The sequence below is a fragment of the Candidatus Thiodiazotropha endoloripes genome, from assembly GCF_001708965.1.
Lineage (GTDB): Bacteria > Pseudomonadota > Gammaproteobacteria > Chromatiales > Chromatiaceae > Thiodiazotropha > Thiodiazotropha endoloripes.
This window is the reverse complement of record NZ_LVJW01000003.1, coordinates 1669823-1688667: the sequence shown is the minus strand read 5'-3', so window position 1 is coordinate 1688667 and position 18845 is coordinate 1669823. Positions and strand designations below refer to the sequence as shown.

The following is an 18845-nucleotide window of genomic DNA, read 5'->3' as shown; positions in this document are numbered from 1 at the left end:
AACCCAATCCAATCTACTGTCTCTTATTGAGGATATGCAGTTTTCTCATCCGGAGTGAAGTATGTTACCGCTACCCCGTCAACTCATCTCTCTTGTTACTGCAACAGTTATGGTACAACTCAGTACATATTCATCGGCAGAGGTAACAGCGCAGACATCAATCCTCAATGAGATTTCTGTTACCGCAACCCGGGTGGAGAAACCTCTAGAAAAAGTACCTGCTGCTGTCGGTATCGTGCAGCAGCAGACAATCCAGTTTTCAGAACCGCAACTGGGCCTGGATGAGTCGTTGATTCATATCCCGGGTATTTTCATGCAGAACCGTTATAACTTTGCACAAGACCTTCGGATTTCGATCCGTGGGTTCGGAGCCCGTTCCGCATTTGGTATCCGGGGTATCAAGATAATTGTTGACGGCATTCCGGAAACACTGCCGGACGGACAGGCTAATGTTGACAGTATCGATATCGGTTCAATCGGCAACATGCAGGTTATTCGCGGACCGGTCTCTGCGCTCTATGGAAATGCATCCGGAGGGGCTATTTTAATCGGTTCGGAAGAGCCCCCAGAAATTCCGTTTATCTCTGTACGCCCGACCTTTGGTGAAGATGGTTTTCAAAAGCACCAGATCAAGTTTGGCGGGCAAACTGAATCTTTTGATTATCTGGTTAATCTGTCTGACATGAGTTATGACGGCTATCGGGATCAAAGCGCAACAGAACAGAGTGCGTTAAACAGCAAGTTCAGCTTCGATCTGGATGGAGGCGGTCGCTTTAATACAGTAATCAACTACACAGATTCTCCACAAGCGGATGACCCGGGTGGTTTAACTGAACAACTGGTCGAGGATGATCCAACGGCAGCCTGGACAAGGAACAAATCCCTCGATTCAGGAGAGGAACTGGAACAGACAAGGGTAGGCTTCGTCTTTGAAAACCCACTCGGCGAACAAGGTGAACTCAGAGTACGCAACTACTATGTGTGGCGTGACCTCGCCAATCGTCTGCCAATCGGAGCAACAGGCCACGGTATCGTACTGGATCGTTTCGCCTATGGCGGTGGTGTCCAGTACACCCACAAGGCCCCGATTAACACTCATGGCAATCGATTCACCATCGGTATCGATATGGACAGGCAGGAGGACGACAGAAAACGCTACCTGCTTGCCGGTGAGAATCTTGGTACCAAAATCCAGGATCAGGATGAGCAGGTCGACAATATCGGACTCTATCTGCAAAATGAATACAGCATCAATGAGACCATGGAACTGACACTTGGTGGCCGCTACGACCATCTCGACTTCGAACTGGAGGATGATTTTCTCAGCAATGGAGACGATTCCGGTGACCGCAGCTTCAGCAAGTTCAGCCCAACTCTGGGATTTCGTTACACCCCAAGAGAGGATATCAACCTATACGCCAACCTATCCCGCTCATTTGAGTCTCCCGCCGCAGTGGAGCTGCGAGATCCTGACGGTGCCGGTTTCAATCAGGACCTGGAACCGCAGGTTGCCACTGGCTATGAAATCGGGGTTAAAGGGGCATTGGATGACAGGATCAGATATGATCTGGCACTCTTCGCCATGGATGTCACAGACGAACTGGTCCCGTTCGAAATCGATGATATCACCTACTATGAAAATGCAGGCGAATCCAGTCGCAATGGGCTCGAGGCCCAAGTTGTCTTTGAACTTTTTAACACTCTGATCACCACCCTCGCCTACACCTATTCAAACTTTGAATTTGAGAAATTCATCGATGACAACGGCAATGATTTCAGTGGCAATGTAATACCTGGCGTGCCGGAAAATCTGTTCAGTGCTGATTTCTCCTATACCCACCCGAATGGTATTTACAGCCAATTGACTGCCCTCTATGTGGATGAGATCTATGCAGACAATGCCAACACGGTCACCAATGATGGCTATGCCCTGGCTGATCTTAGAGTGGGTTACAGCCGCTTCTTCGGTCCATGGGAACTCTCCCCGTTCATCGGCGTGAACAACCTGTTTGATAAACAATACAACGGTAATGTGCGCATCAACACATTCGGTGGACGATACTTCGAACCGGCGCCAGACAGGAATATCTATGCGGGTTTGACACTTCGTTATGATTTCGGTAGCCAAGCCACTGCCAGCAAAACGATGAATTGGTAAAAAACTTCCCTGAATCTGGGCCTATTTAACGATCATCCCATGCAGATCCCAGTCATATACTGAACAGCGCGTGGAACGCACATCCTGAAACGGGATACCAGCCCAACACTTTACAGGGGCGGCCATTGCAAGCCTGCTCTTCCAACCAGCTATACACGATCATATGCAGCTCAGGATACTCATTTGCAACCACCAAAAAATCCAAAAGTGTCAACCAGTTTCCCAGATTGTCCGCATCGAACAGAATGCCTACGAACTTGACTACCCACATTCGGAATTCATCTGTTCCATACGCTGTAGCAGATCGAACAGAGCGGATGCTTTATGATAGGTCTCCCGATACTCCGCTTCGGGATCGGAGTCAGCGACTATCCCGCCGCCCGCCCAGAGTCTGGTAATACCCTGGGCATGAACCATGGTCCTGATGGCAATATTGGTATCCATATCCCCATCAAAACTGACATAACCAATGGAGCCGCAGTAGATGCCCCGTCTGTGGGGTTCCAGCTCTTCGATAATCTCCATGGCACGCAACTTTGGCGCACCGGTTATCGAGCCACCGGGAAAGCAGGCACGCAGTAAAGAGAGGGCATTTTCACCGGCTGCCAGCTCACCACACACCTTGCTCACAAGATGGTGTACCCGGGCGAAGCTCTCCAATTTGAACAGCTCCGGTACGGTAACAGTGCCGGTGGCACAGACCTTGCCCAGGTCGTTGCGCAACAGATCGACGATCATCAGATTCTCTGCCTGATCCTTGCTGCTGTTTTTCAACATCTCAGCCAGCATCATATCCTCGATGGAATCCTCTCCCCTCGGAGCTGTTCCCTTGATCGGTTTGGTCTCAACCAGGCCGTTGCGAAGTTCCAGAAAACGCTCCGGAGATGAACTCATTATCTGGCAATCCGGGGTACTCAGATAGGCCGCAAAGGGGGCGGCATTGAGCTGCCTGAGTCCTTTGTATGCCTGCCAGGTATCGCCCTTTGCGGTAACTGAAAAGCGCTGGGCGAAATTAACCTGATAGCAGTCACCATCCTGAATGTATTTTTTGATTCTGGCCAGGGATGCCAGATATTCTTCCCGGTTCATATTAGAGCAAATACTGCCCACTACCCGGTATGGGGAGAGATTTGCCGGTTTTGAGCTATTTTCTGCCACACTGAGCAACATACGCCGAAACCTTTCCAGTCTGGCGGGGTTTTGTCCAACCAGCCAGCTGCACTGTTGCTGGTGATCCACAACCAGTGACCAGTCATAGATACCAACCGCCATTTGCGGTAGCTGTTCCACATCTTCTGCCAACGACGGCAGGCTTTCCAGACGGCGTGCCAGGTCATAACCGAAGTAGCCGATCGCTCCACCGCAAAAAGGCAGATCCTCCACACTCTGCTGGATTGGCCCCAGTGAATCGCTCAGCAACTGAAAGGGATCCTCTGTCGAGAGGCGCATCGAACCACCGCTCGGTACAATCCGGGTGTGTTCGCCCCGGGTGATCAGCACAGTCTGGGGGTCGGCTGAGAGTATGTCGTAACGCCCCTGTTCTGTGTAGGGATGACAGCTATCGAGAAAAGCGGCCCAGGGCAGATGAGCGATGGCTTCGAATAACGCCGCGCTATTCTGCTGATAGGGAAAGGTGATTACCTCAAAGTTCATTTCGATCCCTCCAGAGCGAGGCTGGCCATCGCTACTGCTGGGGCGCACTCAGCTTCCTTGAAGGCAATGCTTTCACCACTGGCGAACAGAGACTCGATACCTACGTGAGGGTGGCTCAATCGACGACCGATCCGCTTGGTAAGAAATCGCCTTAAACCCGCTCTAACCAGGGGCGCATTGCTGGAGAGTAAGGGCTTAGCAAGCAGCCGTTCACAGCGATATTGAATCAGGCGTAGCTGCTGTTCAGCAAGATACTCAATAAATCGCTTCCATCTGTCCCTATTGTTGGCATCGGTATCCAGTTCCAGCATCCTTACCAGAGGCCATTCAAAACCATCGATACTCTTTTCACCATTGTCGGCAGTGGCCAACAAACCGGTGCCCACCGGTAGTTCACCAAAGATGCGATAGATATCTGCTGTTGTTGTGTAATACTGGGCCATTAAATCTACCCACTCCCCTGCAAATGGGACTTTTGCTGCAATTGCCATCTGTGGCATACGTACGATGCCTGTATAGACCAATGTCTACTCCACCAGCCGATGGTAATGGGATCCTTCCTCAAGCAATACCTGACTGTCGATAGATGGTATCAGGTTGGTTGAAGCACTGCCCACGACGATCAACACTCCGTCATCCGGTCAGAAAACAGATTAATCAACTCTCCGGTCATGGTTGCCATGTGCTTCAAGCCACTGACACAACCTATCTCTACAATCACTTTGTCAATGTTCGTCTTGAGATGTTCCAGGGCTCACTAAAAAGGGTAAGCGATCTGCATGACACTATCTACCTGGCCGGATCACTGATAGGCGTCGCTTTGGTATCTGCACCACTCAGCTCCCAGCCAAGGATGCCATCATGCCGCACCAGCAAACTTCAGATACACATCAACAGCGGATGCTTTCAGCATTTCTTCCACCAAACAATTTCAGTTTTCTTCTTCGAGTTTTGCCGCTCCATTATCTAGAATCATCTGCTCCAACAGATCGATGAATCGTTTCTGATAGCGACGCAGATATTTATCTTTGTGATAGGCAACCCAGGTTGTCTCCCAAGGCAGCATATGGCTCAAATCTCTTGTCTCCAGATCAGGATCGAGTTCCGGCAAATATGCCATGCTGGCGATCAGCCCAATGCCCATACCCTCACGAACGTATGTCTTGATCACATCGGTATCGGCCGCAGTCAGCACTACGTTGGGTTGCAGTCCTGCCCGGGCAAAGGTGGTCTGCATATGATTGGCGCCGGTAAAACCGAATGTATAGGTAATCAGAGGGTAGTTACAGATACGTTCCAGGGAGAGGGGCCTTTCAGACAACACCGGATGACCCTTCAAGGCGATCAGACTCCGATTCCAGCGATAACAGGGAATCGCTGTGAGGGTGGAGTTTTCCCCCAGCTCTTCTGTACAGATTGAAAAGTCGACCCGGTCAGTGACTACCAGCTCAACCAGCTGTTGTGGTGTCCCCTGATTGATCTGCAGATTGACCTGCGGGAATTGCTTACGAAATGCACGGATGACAGCTGGAAGTACATAACAGGCCTGAGTATGGGTGGTACCGATGCGCAACAAACCACTACCCTCTTCCACATGCTCCCGTCCGACATCCAGAATATTTTCACGAATGGCTAGCGCCTGGCGAGCATAATTGAGAACCTCCTCGCCTGCTGCAGTGAGCCCAATCAAGCGTTTGCCTTTGCGCATGAACAGCTGGGTACCCAACTCCTGCTCCAGCTGTGCGAGATGTTGAGAGACCGCCGACTGCACCAGGAACAGGTGTTTGGCCGCCAGAGTGACGTTAAACCCCGACTCTTCGAGGGCAACCAGCGAAGTTAATTGTCTCAGTTCCATATCTTAAATAATGATTATATATCGAAATATATTTTATTACATGATAATACCGGCTGCACAATATTGCCATCCGGTTTCCCCATCCACCAACCATGGCTTTCGGAATTACTCCAGCCACCAGAGTCAATGGATTGGCTGGTGCGATGAATAAATTGTTATCCACCTTGACAACAACACCAAATTACAGATCATTTTACGGTAATCGTGTTAATAGTCTGCGCCCATTGATCGGGACCGATGGCACAAGCTGATTACCGCTTGATGTCATTTCATCGGTATGGCACTGAGGTAGACAGGAGTCCGGCCTTATATCTGATATTTTGATTATTTATCAATATTTATTACTTTCAAAGATAATACATCTCTTCCAATATTCTCTCCCAATACACCCGAATATCAGATATTGGAGACGTCCCAATGGAAGTCGCAGTTAAAAGCAGAGAGCATTTTCCCGCACATCCACTGGATGATTTTCAGCTCATCCGTCTGCAACAGTCGATTGAAGGACTCAACAGTGAACAACTGGTTTGGGCCAGTGGATATCTGGCAGCTCTGGCTACCTATCAGCCGAAACTCAAACAGGCTGCCAATGAGTTACCAGCGCTGACATTGTTGTATGCCACTCAGAGTGGTAATGCACAGAGTGTGGCAGAACAGCTTGCGGATCGATTTCAGACATCCGGCTATGCACCTCGATTGGTCTCAGCCGAAAACTACCGTCCCCGTGATCTTGCCAAAGAGAAACTACTCATCGTCGTGATTAGCACCCAGGGTGAAGGCGAACCGCCCGAGAGTGCGTATGGACTGTTCAGCTATCTGCAGAGTAAAAAAACTTCCTCCTTGTCAGATCTGCAATACGCCATATTTGGCCTGGGTGACTCCAGTTACGATCAATACTGCCAGGCCGGTAAAACACTCGAACGCCTGCTCGATGAACATGGCGCAAAGCGTCTGCTCGACAGAGTTGATGCAGATGTGGACTTTGAACCAGAAGCCGAAAGCTGGCAGCAACAGATCCATGCTACCGTGAAACAGCATCAACCGGACGATCAGGCACTGGTGATTCCACTGCAACGGTCTGCCAATGTCCGATATGACCGCAATAATCCTTACCAGGCCGAGTTGATTGAGCGTCGCCGAATCACCACGGAAGACGCCCTGTCCGAGGTCCACCACCTGAGTCTTGAGATCGATCCGCAACTGATCAAGTTTCAACCTGGTGACACCTTGGGTCTCTACTTTCGCAATGACCAGGCAATGATCGACGAACTGCTCTCGATCACCGCCCTGTCCGCAGAGGCAAAGGTGACACTGGGCAGTGATGAGATGACTTTGAATCGGGCACTGGTCGAACGACTTGAACTGACCCAGCTCCATCCCGGCGTGGTCAGAGCCTGGTCATCTCTGACTGATGACCCTCACCTGCGTAACCTGAGTGAGAATATTGAACAGCTACGGAATTTTGTCAGCGATCGCCAGTTGATCGACCTGGTAGCTGGCTTCCCGGCAGAAGTTGATGAGCAAAGTCTGGTAGAACTCCTGCACCATCAGCACTCCAGACTCTACTCCATTGCCTCCAGTCAACGCGCCTTTGAAGATGAGATACATCTGACAGTTTCCACACTGCAGTACCAGAGTCATGGACGCAACCACCTGGGTGGTGCTTCAGGGGATCTGACCCGTCGGATCGAAGAGACAAACCGGCTCGGAGTTTATGTTGTTGAGAATCCAAGTTTCAGACTACCCGCTTCACCTGATACGCCTATGATCATGGTCGGTTCAGGTACCGGTATCGCCCCCTATCGGGCATTTCTGCAGCAGCAGGAGAGCCTTGGTACTCATGGTCATAATTGGCTGGTATTTGGTAACCGCCACTTCCACCGGGATTTTCTCTACCAGACCGACTGGCTCCACTATCGTAAATCGGGCCTGCTGGAACGTATCAGCCTGGCCTTCTCACGGGACAACCAGGAACGCACCTATGTCCAGGCACGACTCTATGAAGAGGGAGCCGAACTCTACCACTGGCTGCAGGAGGGCGCCCATCTCTATGTCTGTGGTGGCGTTGAGATGGAGCGTGGGGTCTACCAGTCCCTGCTCGCTGTTGCCCAAACCCATGGCGGACATGATGAAGCGTCGGCTGCAGATTACATTCAATCCCTGCGCATCCAGGGACGCTACCAGAGAGACGTCTACTGATGGATATCAAGCTCAATCCCAATGAATTGATCAAGGCGAACAGCCGCTACTTGCGTGGTACTTTGATGGAGAGCATGGCGGATCAGGCAACCGGTGCCCTGTTAGCGGATGATGCACAAATCAGTAAATTTCATGGCTTTTATGAGCAGGACAACCGGGATCTGCGGCTGTCGAGACAGCAACAGTTTCTCGAACCCTACTACAGCTTCATGTTAAGGGCACGCCTTCCCGGTGGCGTCTGCACACCACAGCAGTGGCTGACCATCGACACTGTCGGGCGGGACCTGGGTAACGGCACCATCCGCCTCACCACCCGCCAGACTTTTCAGTACCACGGCATTCTGAAAGCCAACCTGAAACCACTGATCAAACGGATCAATCAGGTAATGATCGACTCCATCGGTGGTTGCGGCGACGTGAATCGCAATGTGCTCTGCAATCCCAATCCCCATGACTCCTCTTTGCATCAGCAGGTTCACCAGTGGGCAAAACGGATCAGTGAGCATCTGCTACCGAAAACCAGGGCCTATCATGAAATCTGGCTTGATGGCGAGGCTGTGGCCGGTGGTGAAACCGAACCGCTCTATGGTGAAACCTACCTGCCCCGCAAATTCAAGACCGCCATTGCGATACCGCCACATAACGACGTGGATGTCTATACCAATGATCTTGGGTTTGTCGCTATTGCGCAGGCTGATCGTCTGCTCGGTTTTAATGTCCTGGCGGGTGGCGGTATGGGAGCCACCCATGACGACAACACCACCTTTCCCCGTCTGGCTGATGAACTGGGATTTGTCTCACCTGAACATACCCTGGCGGTAGCGGAAGCCGTAGTGGCCGTGCAGCGTGACTTCGGTGATCGTATCAGCCGTCGTCATGCACGACTCAAATACACCATTGAGCGCATGGGAGTGACCGCCTTTAAAGCGGAAGTGGAGAAGCGTGCCGGTATCCATTTTGAAACAGCGAAACCGGTTAATTTTACCAGTCAGGGCGATCGCTATGGTTGGCTCGAAGATAGTAGCGGCGAATGGCATTTGACCCTCTACATTGAGAATGGACGCATTGCCGACACCCCCGGAGCAACCCTGATGAGCGGCTTACGGGAGATTGCCGGCATCCACCAGGGTGACTTCCGCATCACCCCGAGCCAGAACCTGATCGTTGCCAGAGTACCTGAAACACAAAAAGATCGTATTCAACAACTGGCACTTCAGCACGGCCTGTTGAGTGATCGTCAAAGTCCAACCCGGCTTGCCAGCATCGCCTGTGTCGCGCTTCCAACCTGCCCCCAGGCTATGGCTGAGGGAGAGCGCTATTTTCCAGAGTTGATGAACCGGATTGAGAAGATCACCAATAACTATGATATCGAAAAAAGCGCTATTGTGATGCGTATGACCGGCTGCCCCAATGGCTGCGCTCGCCCCTATGTGGCTGAGATAGGTCTGATCGGTAAAGGTCCTGGCCGTTACAATCTGCAATTGGGTGGGGACGGTACCGGATTGAGGCTGAATCGTCTCTATCGAAAAAACCTCAATGAGCATGAACTGCTGAAAACACTGGATCGTCTGTTCAAGCTGTATTCTGAAAAGCGTTTGGCCAATGAAGGTTTCGGTGACTTCACCATCCGCTACGGCCTGATCAAGCCGGTAATCAATCCTGCTGAGGACTACCATGGCACACCTTGACTCGATTACCGCGCCGGAGATGGTTGATGAAAAATATCTGCAACACCTCAATCATCAACTCGAAAAGCGAACTGCTGAGGATCGTCTGGAATGGGCCTTGAACTATCTGCCGGGCAGTCATGTGCTGACCTCAAGTTTCGGTATACAGTCGGCGCTGATGCTGCATATGGTCACAGAGATTCAAGCGGATATTTCTGTGGTTCTGGTGGATACCGGTTATCTCTTTCCTGAGACCTACAGCTTCATCGATCAACTGACAGAGCAGTTGAAGTTAAACCTGCAAATCTACCGCCCGCTTCATTCACCGGCCTGGCAGGAGCGGCGTTATGGTCGTCTTTGGGAAAAGGGTCTTTCTGGTATCGAGCACTACAACCGGATCAACAAAGTCGAACCGTTGCAACGTGCATTGAACCATCTTGATGTCGGCTGTTGGTTTGCCGGATTACGCCGCCAACAATCAACCACCAGATCCTCCCTGCCGGTGGTACGGATTCAGGATGGCCGTTTCAAAGTCCATCCGATCATCGATTGGCATAACCGAGACGTGCATCGCTATCTGCGGAAATATGACCTGCCATACCACCCTTTATGGGAACAGGGATACGCCTCCGTCGGTGATACACATACCAGCCAGCCGATGAAACTGGGCATGCAGGAGGAAGAGACCCGGTTTTTCGGATTGAAGCGGGAGTGTGGCATTCACGAATAATCCGCTTAAGCGATTAAATCACCACCACCATCTGACTATTTAACAAGCAACGAATCTCTGATCAGTTCCACATGATTTCGGCGTATGCCGGTTCAATTGCAACAAACCAGTATTGTCTGCATTGAAGGATTAATCAGTGATTCAAGGTTTATGAATATCAACCTATGGAGAACAGTCAATGAGCAACAGTAATATCGTCTGGCACTCACACCCTGTGGACCAGCAAACCCGATCTGATCAGAAAACCCAGCGACCTCTGGTTATCTGGTTCACCGGATTGAGTGCATCCGGTAAATCGACCATCGCCGGCGCCCTGGAACAGATCCTGACCGGCCAGGGCTACCACACCTATCTGCTTGATGGGGACAATGTACGCCATGGCCTGTGCAACGACCTGGGCTTCAGTGATCAGGACCGCCAGGAGAACATTCGCCGGGTAGGTGAAGTGGCAAAACTGATGGCAGATGCCGGACTGATCACCCTCGCTGCATTCATTTCTCCCTTCAGGGATGACCGCCGGTTGGTCAGGAAGATTCTTCCAGAGGGTCAGTTCATTGAAGTTTATGTGGACGCCAATCTTGAAGTTTGCCAGACACGTGACCCCAAAGGATTATATGCGAAAGCCCAACGTGGTGAAATAAAACAGTTTACCGGGATCGACAGTCCTTACGAAGCACCTGAAAAACCTGAGGTTCACATTCAGGCCGATCAGATCAGTGTAGCAGAGGCTGTTAACCACCTACTATCCTATTTACATGAAATCGGTGCACTACAGGCCGGTTATGAACCTGTCGCTCTCGGAGCATAATTTTATAACGTGAAGTGGAGCAAGGAGGCTCCATGGAAGCTGGAAAAACAGAATTGGTTGGAATGCCGCATTGCCAGTGCTGTATTTTCTGTCCAATACACCAAGCCAACCAGGTCAATTCCATACCTTCGTATGCGCCAATACACGATTTCGCCTTTGGAGTTTCACCATGCGGCAATCATTCACCCAGCAGAAAGATATGCTCCATCTCGTATGTCAGGAGTTGCAGACTCAGATAATCAGAATTTAACCGACTCTAAAACTCTTGTTTCATGACATCTCTGATTCTGGCCTTTACTGATGGCGCCTCATCCCGCATGGCCATTTCAAAAAAGGATTTTGTCTCTTCCATGTATTGAGGATGCTGAATCGCCAATTCATAAAAGCCGTTATAGGCCCAGGCCCTGACAAATTTATTGCTGCTTGTTAAACACTCTCTTAAAAACAACTCCAGTCTTCTCTTGTTTGCATTTGATATTTTGAAATAGCTCAGGCATTGAAGCAGGTGTAACTTCGATTGTCAGTGATTCAAACTTTTAAGCGTTTTAAAAACCTCATCCTGGGATGCATCGTCGATATGCTTATGATCTTCCAGGTATCGCTTCATCATCCAGGTCGCCCCGGATTCACAATCCGGTTGTCTGAACAGTGGGATAATGATCCTGGCAAAATCATTATCAGTTCCATAGAGGTCATATAATCTGCTGATCTCATCTACAGATTTGCCATTCCATTTTTCCAATGCTTTTCTGATACTCATAACGACCAACCAAGCCCAGTGCGGCACTCTGTTTTTCAGTATGAATTTCCAGCGACTTCTACCCGTCAGCTAATCTTAAGCAGGGCTTGTTTACAGCTTCGTAATACAGTTCAAACCTGCCACAGTTTTAACTTTCCAAATCTGCCATTTCAAGTGATGAAAAATATAACAAAACAGAGTGAAACCATAAGTAATTATTTTATTGAATAATGAATATATTCATTAATTACAATTAGATACAGTCACTTCTTTATAATAAATCTAATAAATCAATAGATATTCTGACCAGTCTTTTATTTCCTAACTGTCATATAGCTGTAATATTTCTGGAATATTATTGTAATCTTACTGTAATATTTGTTAGCGCAGTCGCACCTTCTCCAATAGGGAACTCAAAGAGGGTCCTGTCCTGACAGGCAACCGTTACAGTGAAAGACAAAGAAGCTTTCTGAAAAAGCTCGTAATTCTACAAACAAACCGTCTGAGGGGAAACATGAAGATTCTAAGATCCACTGCCCTACCAATGGCAGCCGCTCTCTTATTGTTCTCTGCACAAACAGTTAATGCCGCTGATCGTACTGTTGTTCAGAACAAAGGTTCAGATACGCTCGTGAATGTTGCCCAGGCGTGGGCCGAGGAGTATGGAAAAATCGATTCCAAAGTGGCGATTGCCGTATCCGGTGGTGGGTCAGGCACCGGTATTGCCGCGATGATCAATGGTACTGTCGATATCGCCAACGCCAGCCGAAAGATGAAATCGAAAGAGATCAAACTGGCTGAGAAAAAAGGTCAGAGCCCCATCGAGCACGTGGTCGGCTACGATGCCCTTGCTGTCTTCATTCACAGCAACAATCCAGCAACTGAATTCAATTACGATCAACTGAAAGCAGTATTTGCCCGTGGCGGTAAAGCCACCAAGTGGTCTGATCTCGGCCTGAGTGTACCGGGCTGTAAGAGTGATAAAATTGTGGTCGTCAGTCGGCAGAACAACTCCGGTACCTACGCCTATTTTAAAAAGGCGGTGCTCGGCAAAAAAGGCAAATTCCGTCAGGGAACCCTCGACATGCACGGCTCTAAAGATGTAGTCGACCTGGTAGAGAAAACCCCATGCGCTATCGGCTACAGCGGTCTGGCCTATGCGACTGATCATATCAAAATGGCCTGTATCGCCAAGCAGGCAGGTGAAACCTGTGTCAATCCCAGCGTTTCAACCGCCAGCGATCGCAGCTACCCAATTGCCCGTCCCCTGCTGATGTACACCAATGGTGAGCCTGCAGGCAAAATCAAAGAGTATATGGACTGGGTAAAGAGTGATGTGGGCCAGTGCATCCTGAAGAAAAAAGGCTACGCCCCGACCAGAGATGTGAGTTGCAACTGATACTCAGACCCGACTCAACATAATCCCGGATTGGTTGGTGGTCTGATTTCCAGAATGTCAGACCAACCAATCCGGTGTGTACGGCATAGCCAAGATAATAAACGGTCTACCCACGGAGCATTAATCAATGTCCCATCTTGAAGAACGATTAGAACGAGACCTCAAAGATCTACACGACCGAGTCGCCAAAATGGGGGCACAGGTTCAGGAGGCTGTTAAGAACTCGGTTTACGCCTTACAGACCGGTAATCGAAAACTCGCCTTTACCACGGTATTGAATGACAACCCGATCAATCGCTGTATGCGGGAAATCGATCGGATCTGTCACCGTTTTTTTGCTATTCATATCCCCAGCGGTGGCCATCTACGTCTGCTCTCATCGGTGATCCGCGCCAATATCGAGCTGGAACGTATTGGTGATTATGCAGTCACCATAGCCCGTGAATCCGCGCAGCTCTCAGAACCGCCCAGTGGCAATCTCAGCAGAGAATTGGACCGGGTTGCGGGTGAAACCATGCTGATGCTGAAACAGTCGATCAAGGCATTCACCGAACTGAATGCGGAACTGGCAAAAAGCACCATGGTCATGGCGGATGAACTGGAACACAATCTTGACGTCGTCTATACCGAGATGATGGCCAATGACGATCGTCAGCGGGTGGCTGAAGTGCTGGCGATCTTTGTCGTCTTCACCCAGCTCAAGCGTATCGCCGATCAATCAAAAAACCTCTGTGAGGATACGATATTTGCCGTCACCGGTGAGCAGAAGAAACCTAAAATCTTCAACATCCTGTTTGTCGATGAGGACAACAGCAGTCACTCCCAACTGGCCGAAGCAATTGCCCGTCGTAACCACCCCGATGTGGGCAGATACAGCAGCGCGGGAAGTGTTGCAGCCGCAGAGATCAACAGTAATCTTGCCACATTTCTGCAAAGCAAGGGTATCGACTATAGTCAGGCGGGCATCAACAGCCTCGAGCAGATGACTGAAAAAGAGATCTCAGATCAACATGTAATCATCAGCCTGCAAGGCAATATTGAATCCTATCTGCCGAAACTGCCGTTCCATACCTCTGCACTGGAGTGGGAGCTTGGCGAAATCCCCCATGATGAGGACAGTCATGACTTTGATCATCTCTACCACCAGCTTGCCGTACTGATTAAGGACCTGATGGAACTGCTTCGTGGGGAGGGTGCCTGAAATGCCCGAAGCCATTCCTATGAAGGTAACCAAAACCGAGGACTTCGACCGTCGGGACCTAGATTGGTACATTGATAAGTTTGTTCAGCTTATTGTCTTCTTTGCCGGCATCTCCGCCATCATCTTCATTATCGGTATCTTTGTCTTCATCACCATGGAGGGACTTGGGTTTCTGTTTGAGGATTTCACCTTCAGGGAGTTCTTCCTCTCACCTTTCTGGGAACCTTCTGATGAAGATGCACCGGAGTACGGTATCCTGGCACTGATTGCCGGCACCGCCAGTGTCACCGGTCTGGCAATGATCGTCGCCATCCCCTTTTCTCTTGGCGCCGCCATCTATATCGGTGAGTTCGCTACAGGAAAAGTCCGCGAAACACTCAAGGTACTGGTTGAGCTGTTGGCCGCCATTCCATCAGTCGTCTGGGGCTTCATCGGCTTGTCGATCATGAATCCGCTGATTATCGATCTGTTCGATGTGCCGGTCGGCCTGAATGTGTTGAATGCCGGCATCATCCTCGGACTGATGGCGGCACCAATCATGACGTCGATCGCGGAAGATGCGCTAAAAGCGGTGCCAGACCGTTACCGGGAAGCCGCAGAGGCCCTTGGGGCAACCCGCTGGCAGGTGATCTTCAAGACCGTGCTGCCAGCTGCGAAAAATGGATTGTTGGGCGCGGTACTGCTCGGTGTCGGCCGTGGCTTCGGTGAGACCATGGCTGTGCTGATGGCCACCGGCCATGCGGTGAATATTCCGGGCAGTCTGTTCGATCCGGTGAGGGCATTGACCGCCACCATTGCCGCAGAGCTGGGTGAAACCGCCGTGGGTTCGCCTCACTATCAGGCGTTGTTCACCATCGGCATCTTCCTCTTCATCATTACTTTTCTGATCAACCTGACTGCGGATCTGATTGTCCGTGGCATCCGTAAGGGGTAAGGCAGATGTTTGCAGAATCCGATCTGAATGCCAGAAACAAACGGGTACAAGGCCTGTTTCGCATGCTTTTTCTCATGATGACCATACTGCTGATCGTGCCGGTGGCGATTATTCTGTTCACCCTGGTTTCAAAAGGCGGCAGTGTTATTTCAATCGATTTCCTGTTTACCAATCCCACCGATGGGATGACCGCCGGCGGCATCTTCCCCGCCCTGTTGGGAACCGTATGGATCGTTGCCGTTGCCCTGCTCGCCTCTGTGCCCTTGGGTGTAGCGGCAGCCATCTATCTGAATGAGTATGCGGGGGACAACTGGTTTACCCGCATCATCCAGTTGGCCATCATCAACCTGGCCGGTGTTCCGTCCATTGTTCACGCGCTCTTCGGTGTCGGTGCCTTCGTCATCTTTTTCGGCTTTGGCACCAGCATACTGGCCGCCAGCCTGACTCTGGCCATCATGACCCTGCCGATCGTCATCGTATCAACCCGTGAGTCACTGAGAGCGGTGCCACAGGCGTTTCGTGAAGCCTGTTGGAATATGGGTGCGACCCGATGGCAGACCATCCGACGGATTGTGCTGCCGAATGCGATCAGCGGCATTTTGACCGGTGTGATTCTCGAAGTCTCCCGCACCGCAGGCGAGACCGCACCGATCATGTTTACCGGTGCGGCATTCTTCCTGCCATTCCTGCCTCAGGGCGTATTCGATCAGACCATGGCGATGTCGCTGCATCTGTTTGTGGTGGCAACCCAAGTACCAGGCGTACCGGAAGAGCTGCCCTTTGGTGTGGCGCTGGTACTGATCGCCATGGTACTGATCATGAACAGCATCTCGATCGCCTTCCGCATGTATCTGCGAGGTAAAAAGAAATGGTAAATCCCAATACCAATCTCATAGTCGAGACAGAACAGGTTGCCGTCGCGGAAGAGGCCCCGGTCAAACTGGAAATCAATGACCTGACCATTAAGTATGGCCAACACACCGCACTGAAAGGGGTAAACCTGGAAATACGTGAGCACGAGGTGTTCGGCATCATCGGCCCGGCCAATGCGGGAAAGACCTCGTTCCTGAAATCAATCAACCGTATGGACACCTTCGACACCAACATGTCGGTTGAGGGACAGATCAAATTCAATGGACTGGATATTCAGAATCTGCAGAATATCTACGCCCTGCGCAGCCGCATCGGTGTGGTGTTTCCCCTGCCGGTGGGTTTGCCACTGACAATCTATGAAAACGTTGCCCTGTCACCCAGGCTGCGAGGCATCAACAGTAAGAGCGAACTGGATATCATCGTTGAACGCTGTCTGACCCGTGCCGCCCTTTGGGACGAGGTGAAAGATCGCCTCAACTCACTCGGCAGCTTGCTCTCCGGTGGACAGCAACAGCGCCTGACCATCGCCAGAGCGCTCTCACAGGATCCGGACCTGCTGATGCTGGACGAATTCTCGATTGCCGTCGATCCGGTCACCACCATGCGCATCGAAGATGTGCTCAAAGAGCTGAAAAAGGATATGACCATCATACTGGTCACCAATCTGGTTCAACAGGCGAGACGTCTGGCCGACCGAACCGCCTTTTTCCTCGAAAACGAATGTGTCGAGGTAGGCAATACGGAAGATCTCTTCACTGGCGAGGTGAAGGACCAGAGAACCCGCGATTACGTCGAGGGTAAGTTCGGTTGATGCCGATGCTTAGAGCCTGTTAACACGAATACAAAAACCAACATGAATGCCATAATAGATCAAGACGACAACCAATCCCCAGAGTATGCCATTCATACCCGGAAGCTGAATCTGTGGTACGGCACATTTCAAGCCCTTTTCGATGTGGACCTGAGTATTCGAAATGGCATGATCACTTCGCTGATCGGTCCATCCGGCTGTGGTAAATCGACCTTTCTGCGCAGTGTCAACCGCATCAACGAGCGTCTGGGCTATGTGCGTATCGAAGGCGACATCAATGTCCTGGACAACAATATCTACGATCCAGCTGTCGAACTGGTACAGGTCAGAAAGCAGATCGGCATGGTATTCCAACGCCCCAACCCACTGCCGATCTCTATCCGCGACAACATTCTGTTCGGCCATCGCCTGCACAACAAGGGCTCCAAAGCGGATCAGGATGAGATCGTCGAGTCCGCGCTCAAACAGGTGCTGCTTTGGGAGAAGGTCAAAGATCGTTTGAATAACAAAGGCACCGAACTCTCACTGGAGGAGCAGCAGAAACTCTGCATCGCCCGGCTGCTGCCGGTGAAACCCAGCGTGCTGCTGATGGATGAGCCCTGCTCTGCTTTGGACCCGAAGGGAACCGCCGCAGTAGAGGAGTTGATCTGGGAACTGCGTGGTGAATACACCATCCTGATTGTGACCCACAACATGGCTCAGGCCAGACGGGCCAGTGAAGAGTGTATCTTCATGCTGATGGGTAGAGTGATCGAGCATCAAGCGACAGAAGATCTGTTTGTTACCCCGGAGCAGAAGGAGACGGCGGATTATATTGAAGGTCGGTATGGTTAATGGGCCGGCTTTATTAATCTACTGCTGTTAATGAAAAGTCCGCAAATGAACGCTAATTGACGCAATTAGGTTATTTGGAAGTAGTCAATTTCTAGCTAGTAGTTTAGTACGAAAAATTGTCACGGGATGGGACTAATTCTTAGCACGATATGCGGAAAGCTAGCATTCGCCTTCGGCAAGACTGCGGCTGTCTGTTGAGCGACCGAAGCTGACATTGAGAATGTATTGAAGTACTTTCTGACAAGCGGACACTAACGCTGCAGATCCTCGTATAAAAAAACCTCCAAAACGAAGTGGGAACGACACAGCTATTGATGGTCGACTAAGTTTGTATTGTTGAGCGTTACGCCGCCAACCGATACTTCGCATGAAGTTGCCCAAGGCCACCGCCAACTGATGCAGTGAACGTAATGAATGCCATGTAATACACGATATTCAGAACAGCGGACTCTCCCAGCCATTGCTCACTCAAGACGAAAGCAAAAAATGCAGAAGATCCTGCCCCAGCCAATATTCCGACTACAAACCCATGGAGAATGCCTTTCTCTTGCGCTATCCTGCCTGCGAAATATCCAGGCAACAGCAAACCAATCCAGCTGACGATATTGAATAATGCATAAATCCAATCAATGTAAGGACCTGGATCATCAGGAAGCAATACGTTGAGAAAGGCCACGTATGCTACATACACAATTGGGTACGTGATAACTCCATAAACTATGGCTTTTGAATTCAGCTTAGAGATCATTTTTTCTGCTCTAACTACCATGGTATGGGACGCACAGCGAAGCGTTCCAGTGAGGAGCAGAGCGACGAACGCCTAGAGCTACTAGTTAGGTGCTTCTTCACTCAGCGCCTCATTAACTGCTACCCAATTTATGTAGCGTAAATCCGTTGAGAGATTTTACTTGATTCGCATGATGTAGCCCAGAGTTGATGCAAACCCACCAATGAATACTCCAAAAGGAAGACTTTGTGGACCAT

The 18845-nt window shown here is 50.4% G+C and carries 16 protein-coding genes; 11 read left to right on the top strand and 5 right to left on the bottom strand.

Going from position 1 to position 18845, the window contains the following annotated elements; translation table 11 throughout:
- Positions 1-61: 61 nt before the first annotated feature.
- Positions 62-2158, top strand: coding sequence for a TonB-dependent receptor family protein (locus A3193_RS07500; RefSeq protein WP_069014437.1), 2097 nt, complete (start codon positions 62-64; stop codon positions 2156-2158).
- Between the two features lie 261 nt (positions 2159-2419).
- On the opposite strand, the gene pabB is transcribed toward A3193_RS07500, so the two are convergent.
- The 3 genes from pabB to A3193_RS07480 form a co-directional block, all read right to left on the bottom strand.
- On the bottom strand, positions 2420-3811 hold the full coding sequence (pabB, locus tag A3193_RS07490; RefSeq protein WP_069014436.1) for an aminodeoxychorismate synthase component I: 1392 nt from the start codon (positions 3809-3811) through the stop codon (positions 2420-2422).
- A complete protein-coding gene (locus A3193_RS07485; RefSeq protein ID WP_139117004.1) occupies positions 3808-4254 on the bottom strand; it encodes a hypothetical protein in 447 nt (148 codons plus the stop codon). The genes pabB and A3193_RS07485 overlap by 4 nt, the downstream gene beginning before the upstream one ends.
- 488 nt (positions 4255-4742) lie before the next feature.
- On the bottom strand, positions 4743-5666 hold the full coding sequence (locus tag A3193_RS07480; protein ID WP_069005502.1) for a LysR substrate-binding domain-containing protein: 924 nt from the start codon (positions 5664-5666) through the stop codon (positions 4743-4745).
- A 417-nt stretch (positions 5667-6083) separates the two neighbouring features.
- Here A3193_RS07480 and A3193_RS07475 point away from each other — a divergent pair, with 417 nt between their 5' ends.
- The 4 genes from A3193_RS07475 (at position 6084) to cysC (ending at position 11070) form a co-directional block, all read left to right on the top strand.
- The gene (locus A3193_RS07475; RefSeq protein ID WP_069014435.1) at positions 6084-7865 is read left to right on the top strand and encodes a diflavin oxidoreductase; all 1782 of its coding nucleotides are present in this window, start codon (positions 6084-6086) and stop codon (positions 7863-7865) included.
- Positions 7865-9553, top strand: a complete 1689-nt coding sequence (gene cysI, locus A3193_RS07470) for an assimilatory sulfite reductase (NADPH) hemoprotein subunit (RefSeq protein WP_305782010.1) — start codon at positions 7865-7867, stop codon at positions 9551-9553. Before A3193_RS07475 ends, cysI begins: the two co-directional genes overlap by 1 nt.
- Entirely contained in the window at positions 9540-10262 is a 723-nt protein-coding gene (locus A3193_RS07465; RefSeq protein WP_069014433.1) for a phosphoadenylyl-sulfate reductase, read from the top strand. The genes cysI and A3193_RS07465 overlap by 14 nt, the downstream gene beginning before the upstream one ends.
- Positions 10263-10440: 178 nt before the next feature.
- On the top strand, positions 10441-11070 hold the full coding sequence (gene cysC, locus A3193_RS07460) for an adenylyl-sulfate kinase (RefSeq protein ID WP_069014432.1): 630 nt from the start codon (positions 10441-10443) through the stop codon (positions 11068-11070).
- A 520-nt stretch (positions 11071-11590) separates the two neighbouring features.
- Here the strand turns inward: cysC and A3193_RS07455 are convergent.
- Positions 11591-11830 carry a hypothetical protein gene (locus A3193_RS07455; RefSeq protein ID WP_069014431.1) on the bottom strand — a complete coding sequence of 80 codons (240 nt, stop codon included), beginning with the start codon at positions 11828-11830 and terminating at the stop codon, positions 11591-11593.
- Between the two features lie 493 nt (positions 11831-12323).
- Between A3193_RS07455 and A3193_RS07450 the strand changes: the two genes are divergently transcribed.
- The 6 genes from A3193_RS07450 to A3193_RS07425 all read left to right on the top strand — a co-directional run bounded on the left by A3193_RS07450 (position 12324) and on the right by A3193_RS07425 (position 17861).
- Complete coding sequence (locus A3193_RS07450) at positions 12324-13208, top strand: PstS family phosphate ABC transporter substrate-binding protein (protein ID WP_071932416.1); 885 nt, start codon at positions 12324-12326, stop codon at positions 13206-13208.
- Between the two features lie 127 nt (positions 13209-13335).
- Complete coding sequence (gene phoU, locus A3193_RS07445) at positions 13336-14409, top strand: phosphate signaling complex protein PhoU (protein ID WP_069014430.1); 1074 nt, start codon at positions 13336-13338, stop codon at positions 14407-14409.
- A gap of 1 nt (position 14410) precedes the next feature.
- Positions 14411-15343 carry a phosphate ABC transporter permease subunit PstC gene (pstC, locus tag A3193_RS07440; RefSeq protein ID WP_083218349.1) on the top strand — a complete coding sequence of 311 codons (933 nt, stop codon included), beginning with the start codon at positions 14411-14413 and terminating at the stop codon, positions 15341-15343.
- A gap of 5 nt (positions 15344-15348) precedes the next feature.
- A complete protein-coding gene (pstA, locus tag A3193_RS07435; protein ID WP_083218350.1) occupies positions 15349-16218 on the top strand; it encodes a phosphate ABC transporter permease PstA in 870 nt (289 codons plus the stop codon).
- The gene (locus A3193_RS07430) at positions 16212-17027 is read left to right on the top strand and encodes a phosphate ABC transporter ATP-binding protein (RefSeq protein WP_069005510.1); all 816 of its coding nucleotides are present in this window, start codon (positions 16212-16214) and stop codon (positions 17025-17027) included. The genes pstA and A3193_RS07430 overlap by 7 nt, the downstream gene beginning before the upstream one ends.
- 42 nt (positions 17028-17069) lie before the next feature.
- Positions 17070-17861, top strand: coding sequence for a phosphate ABC transporter ATP-binding protein (locus A3193_RS07425; protein WP_069005511.1), 792 nt, complete (start codon positions 17070-17072; stop codon positions 17859-17861).
- 343 nt (positions 17862-18204) lie between these two features.
- Here A3193_RS07425 and A3193_RS07420 read toward each other — a convergent pair whose 3' ends face one another.
- A complete protein-coding gene (locus A3193_RS07420; RefSeq protein WP_141694599.1) occupies positions 18205-18609 on the bottom strand; it encodes a YrzE family protein in 405 nt (134 codons plus the stop codon).
- Positions 18610-18845 lie beyond the last annotated feature (236 nt).

Excerpts from the sequence above, each read along its gene's own strand:
- A3193_RS07475 (WP_069014435.1), top strand. The coding sequence starts at position 6,084 with ATGGAAGTCGCAGTTAAAAGCAGAGAGCATTTTCCCGCACATCCACTG.
- A3193_RS07485 (WP_139117004.1), bottom strand. The coding sequence starts at position 4,254 with ATGGCCCAGTATTACACAACAACAGCAGATATCTATCGCATCTTTGGT.
- A3193_RS07420 (WP_141694599.1), bottom strand. The coding sequence starts at position 18,609 with ATGATCTCTAAGCTGAATTCAAAAGCCATAGTTTATGGAGTTATCACG.
- pstC (WP_083218349.1), top strand. The coding sequence starts at position 14,411 with ATGCCCGAAGCCATTCCTATGAAGGTAACCAAAACCGAGGACTTCGAC.
- cysC (WP_069014432.1), top strand. The coding sequence starts at position 10,441 with ATGAGCAACAGTAATATCGTCTGGCACTCACACCCTGTGGACCAGCAA.
- phoU (WP_069014430.1), top strand. The coding sequence starts at position 13,336 with ATGTCCCATCTTGAAGAACGATTAGAACGAGACCTCAAAGATCTACAC.
- cysI (WP_305782010.1), top strand. The coding sequence starts at position 7,865 with ATGGATATCAAGCTCAATCCCAATGAATTGATCAAGGCGAACAGCCGC.
- A3193_RS07465 (WP_069014433.1), top strand. The coding sequence starts at position 9,540 with ATGGCACACCTTGACTCGATTACCGCGCCGGAGATGGTTGATGAAAAA.
- A3193_RS07450 (WP_071932416.1), top strand. The coding sequence starts at position 12,324 with ATGAAGATTCTAAGATCCACTGCCCTACCAATGGCAGCCGCTCTCTTA.
- A3193_RS07500 (WP_069014437.1), top strand. The coding sequence starts at position 62 with ATGTTACCGCTACCCCGTCAACTCATCTCTCTTGTTACTGCAACAGTT.
- A3193_RS07455 (WP_069014431.1), bottom strand. The coding sequence starts at position 11,830 with ATGAGTATCAGAAAAGCATTGGAAAAATGGAATGGCAAATCTGTAGAT.
- A3193_RS07425 (WP_069005511.1), top strand. The coding sequence starts at position 17,070 with ATGAATGCCATAATAGATCAAGACGACAACCAATCCCCAGAGTATGCC.
- pabB (WP_069014436.1), bottom strand. The coding sequence starts at position 3,811 with ATGAACTTTGAGGTAATCACCTTTCCCTATCAGCAGAATAGCGCGGCG.
- pstA (WP_083218350.1), top strand. The coding sequence starts at position 15,349 with ATGTTTGCAGAATCCGATCTGAATGCCAGAAACAAACGGGTACAAGGC.
- A3193_RS07480 (WP_069005502.1), bottom strand. The coding sequence starts at position 5,666 with ATGGAACTGAGACAATTAACTTCGCTGGTTGCCCTCGAAGAGTCGGGG.
- A3193_RS07430 (WP_069005510.1), top strand. The coding sequence starts at position 16,212 with ATGGTAAATCCCAATACCAATCTCATAGTCGAGACAGAACAGGTTGCC.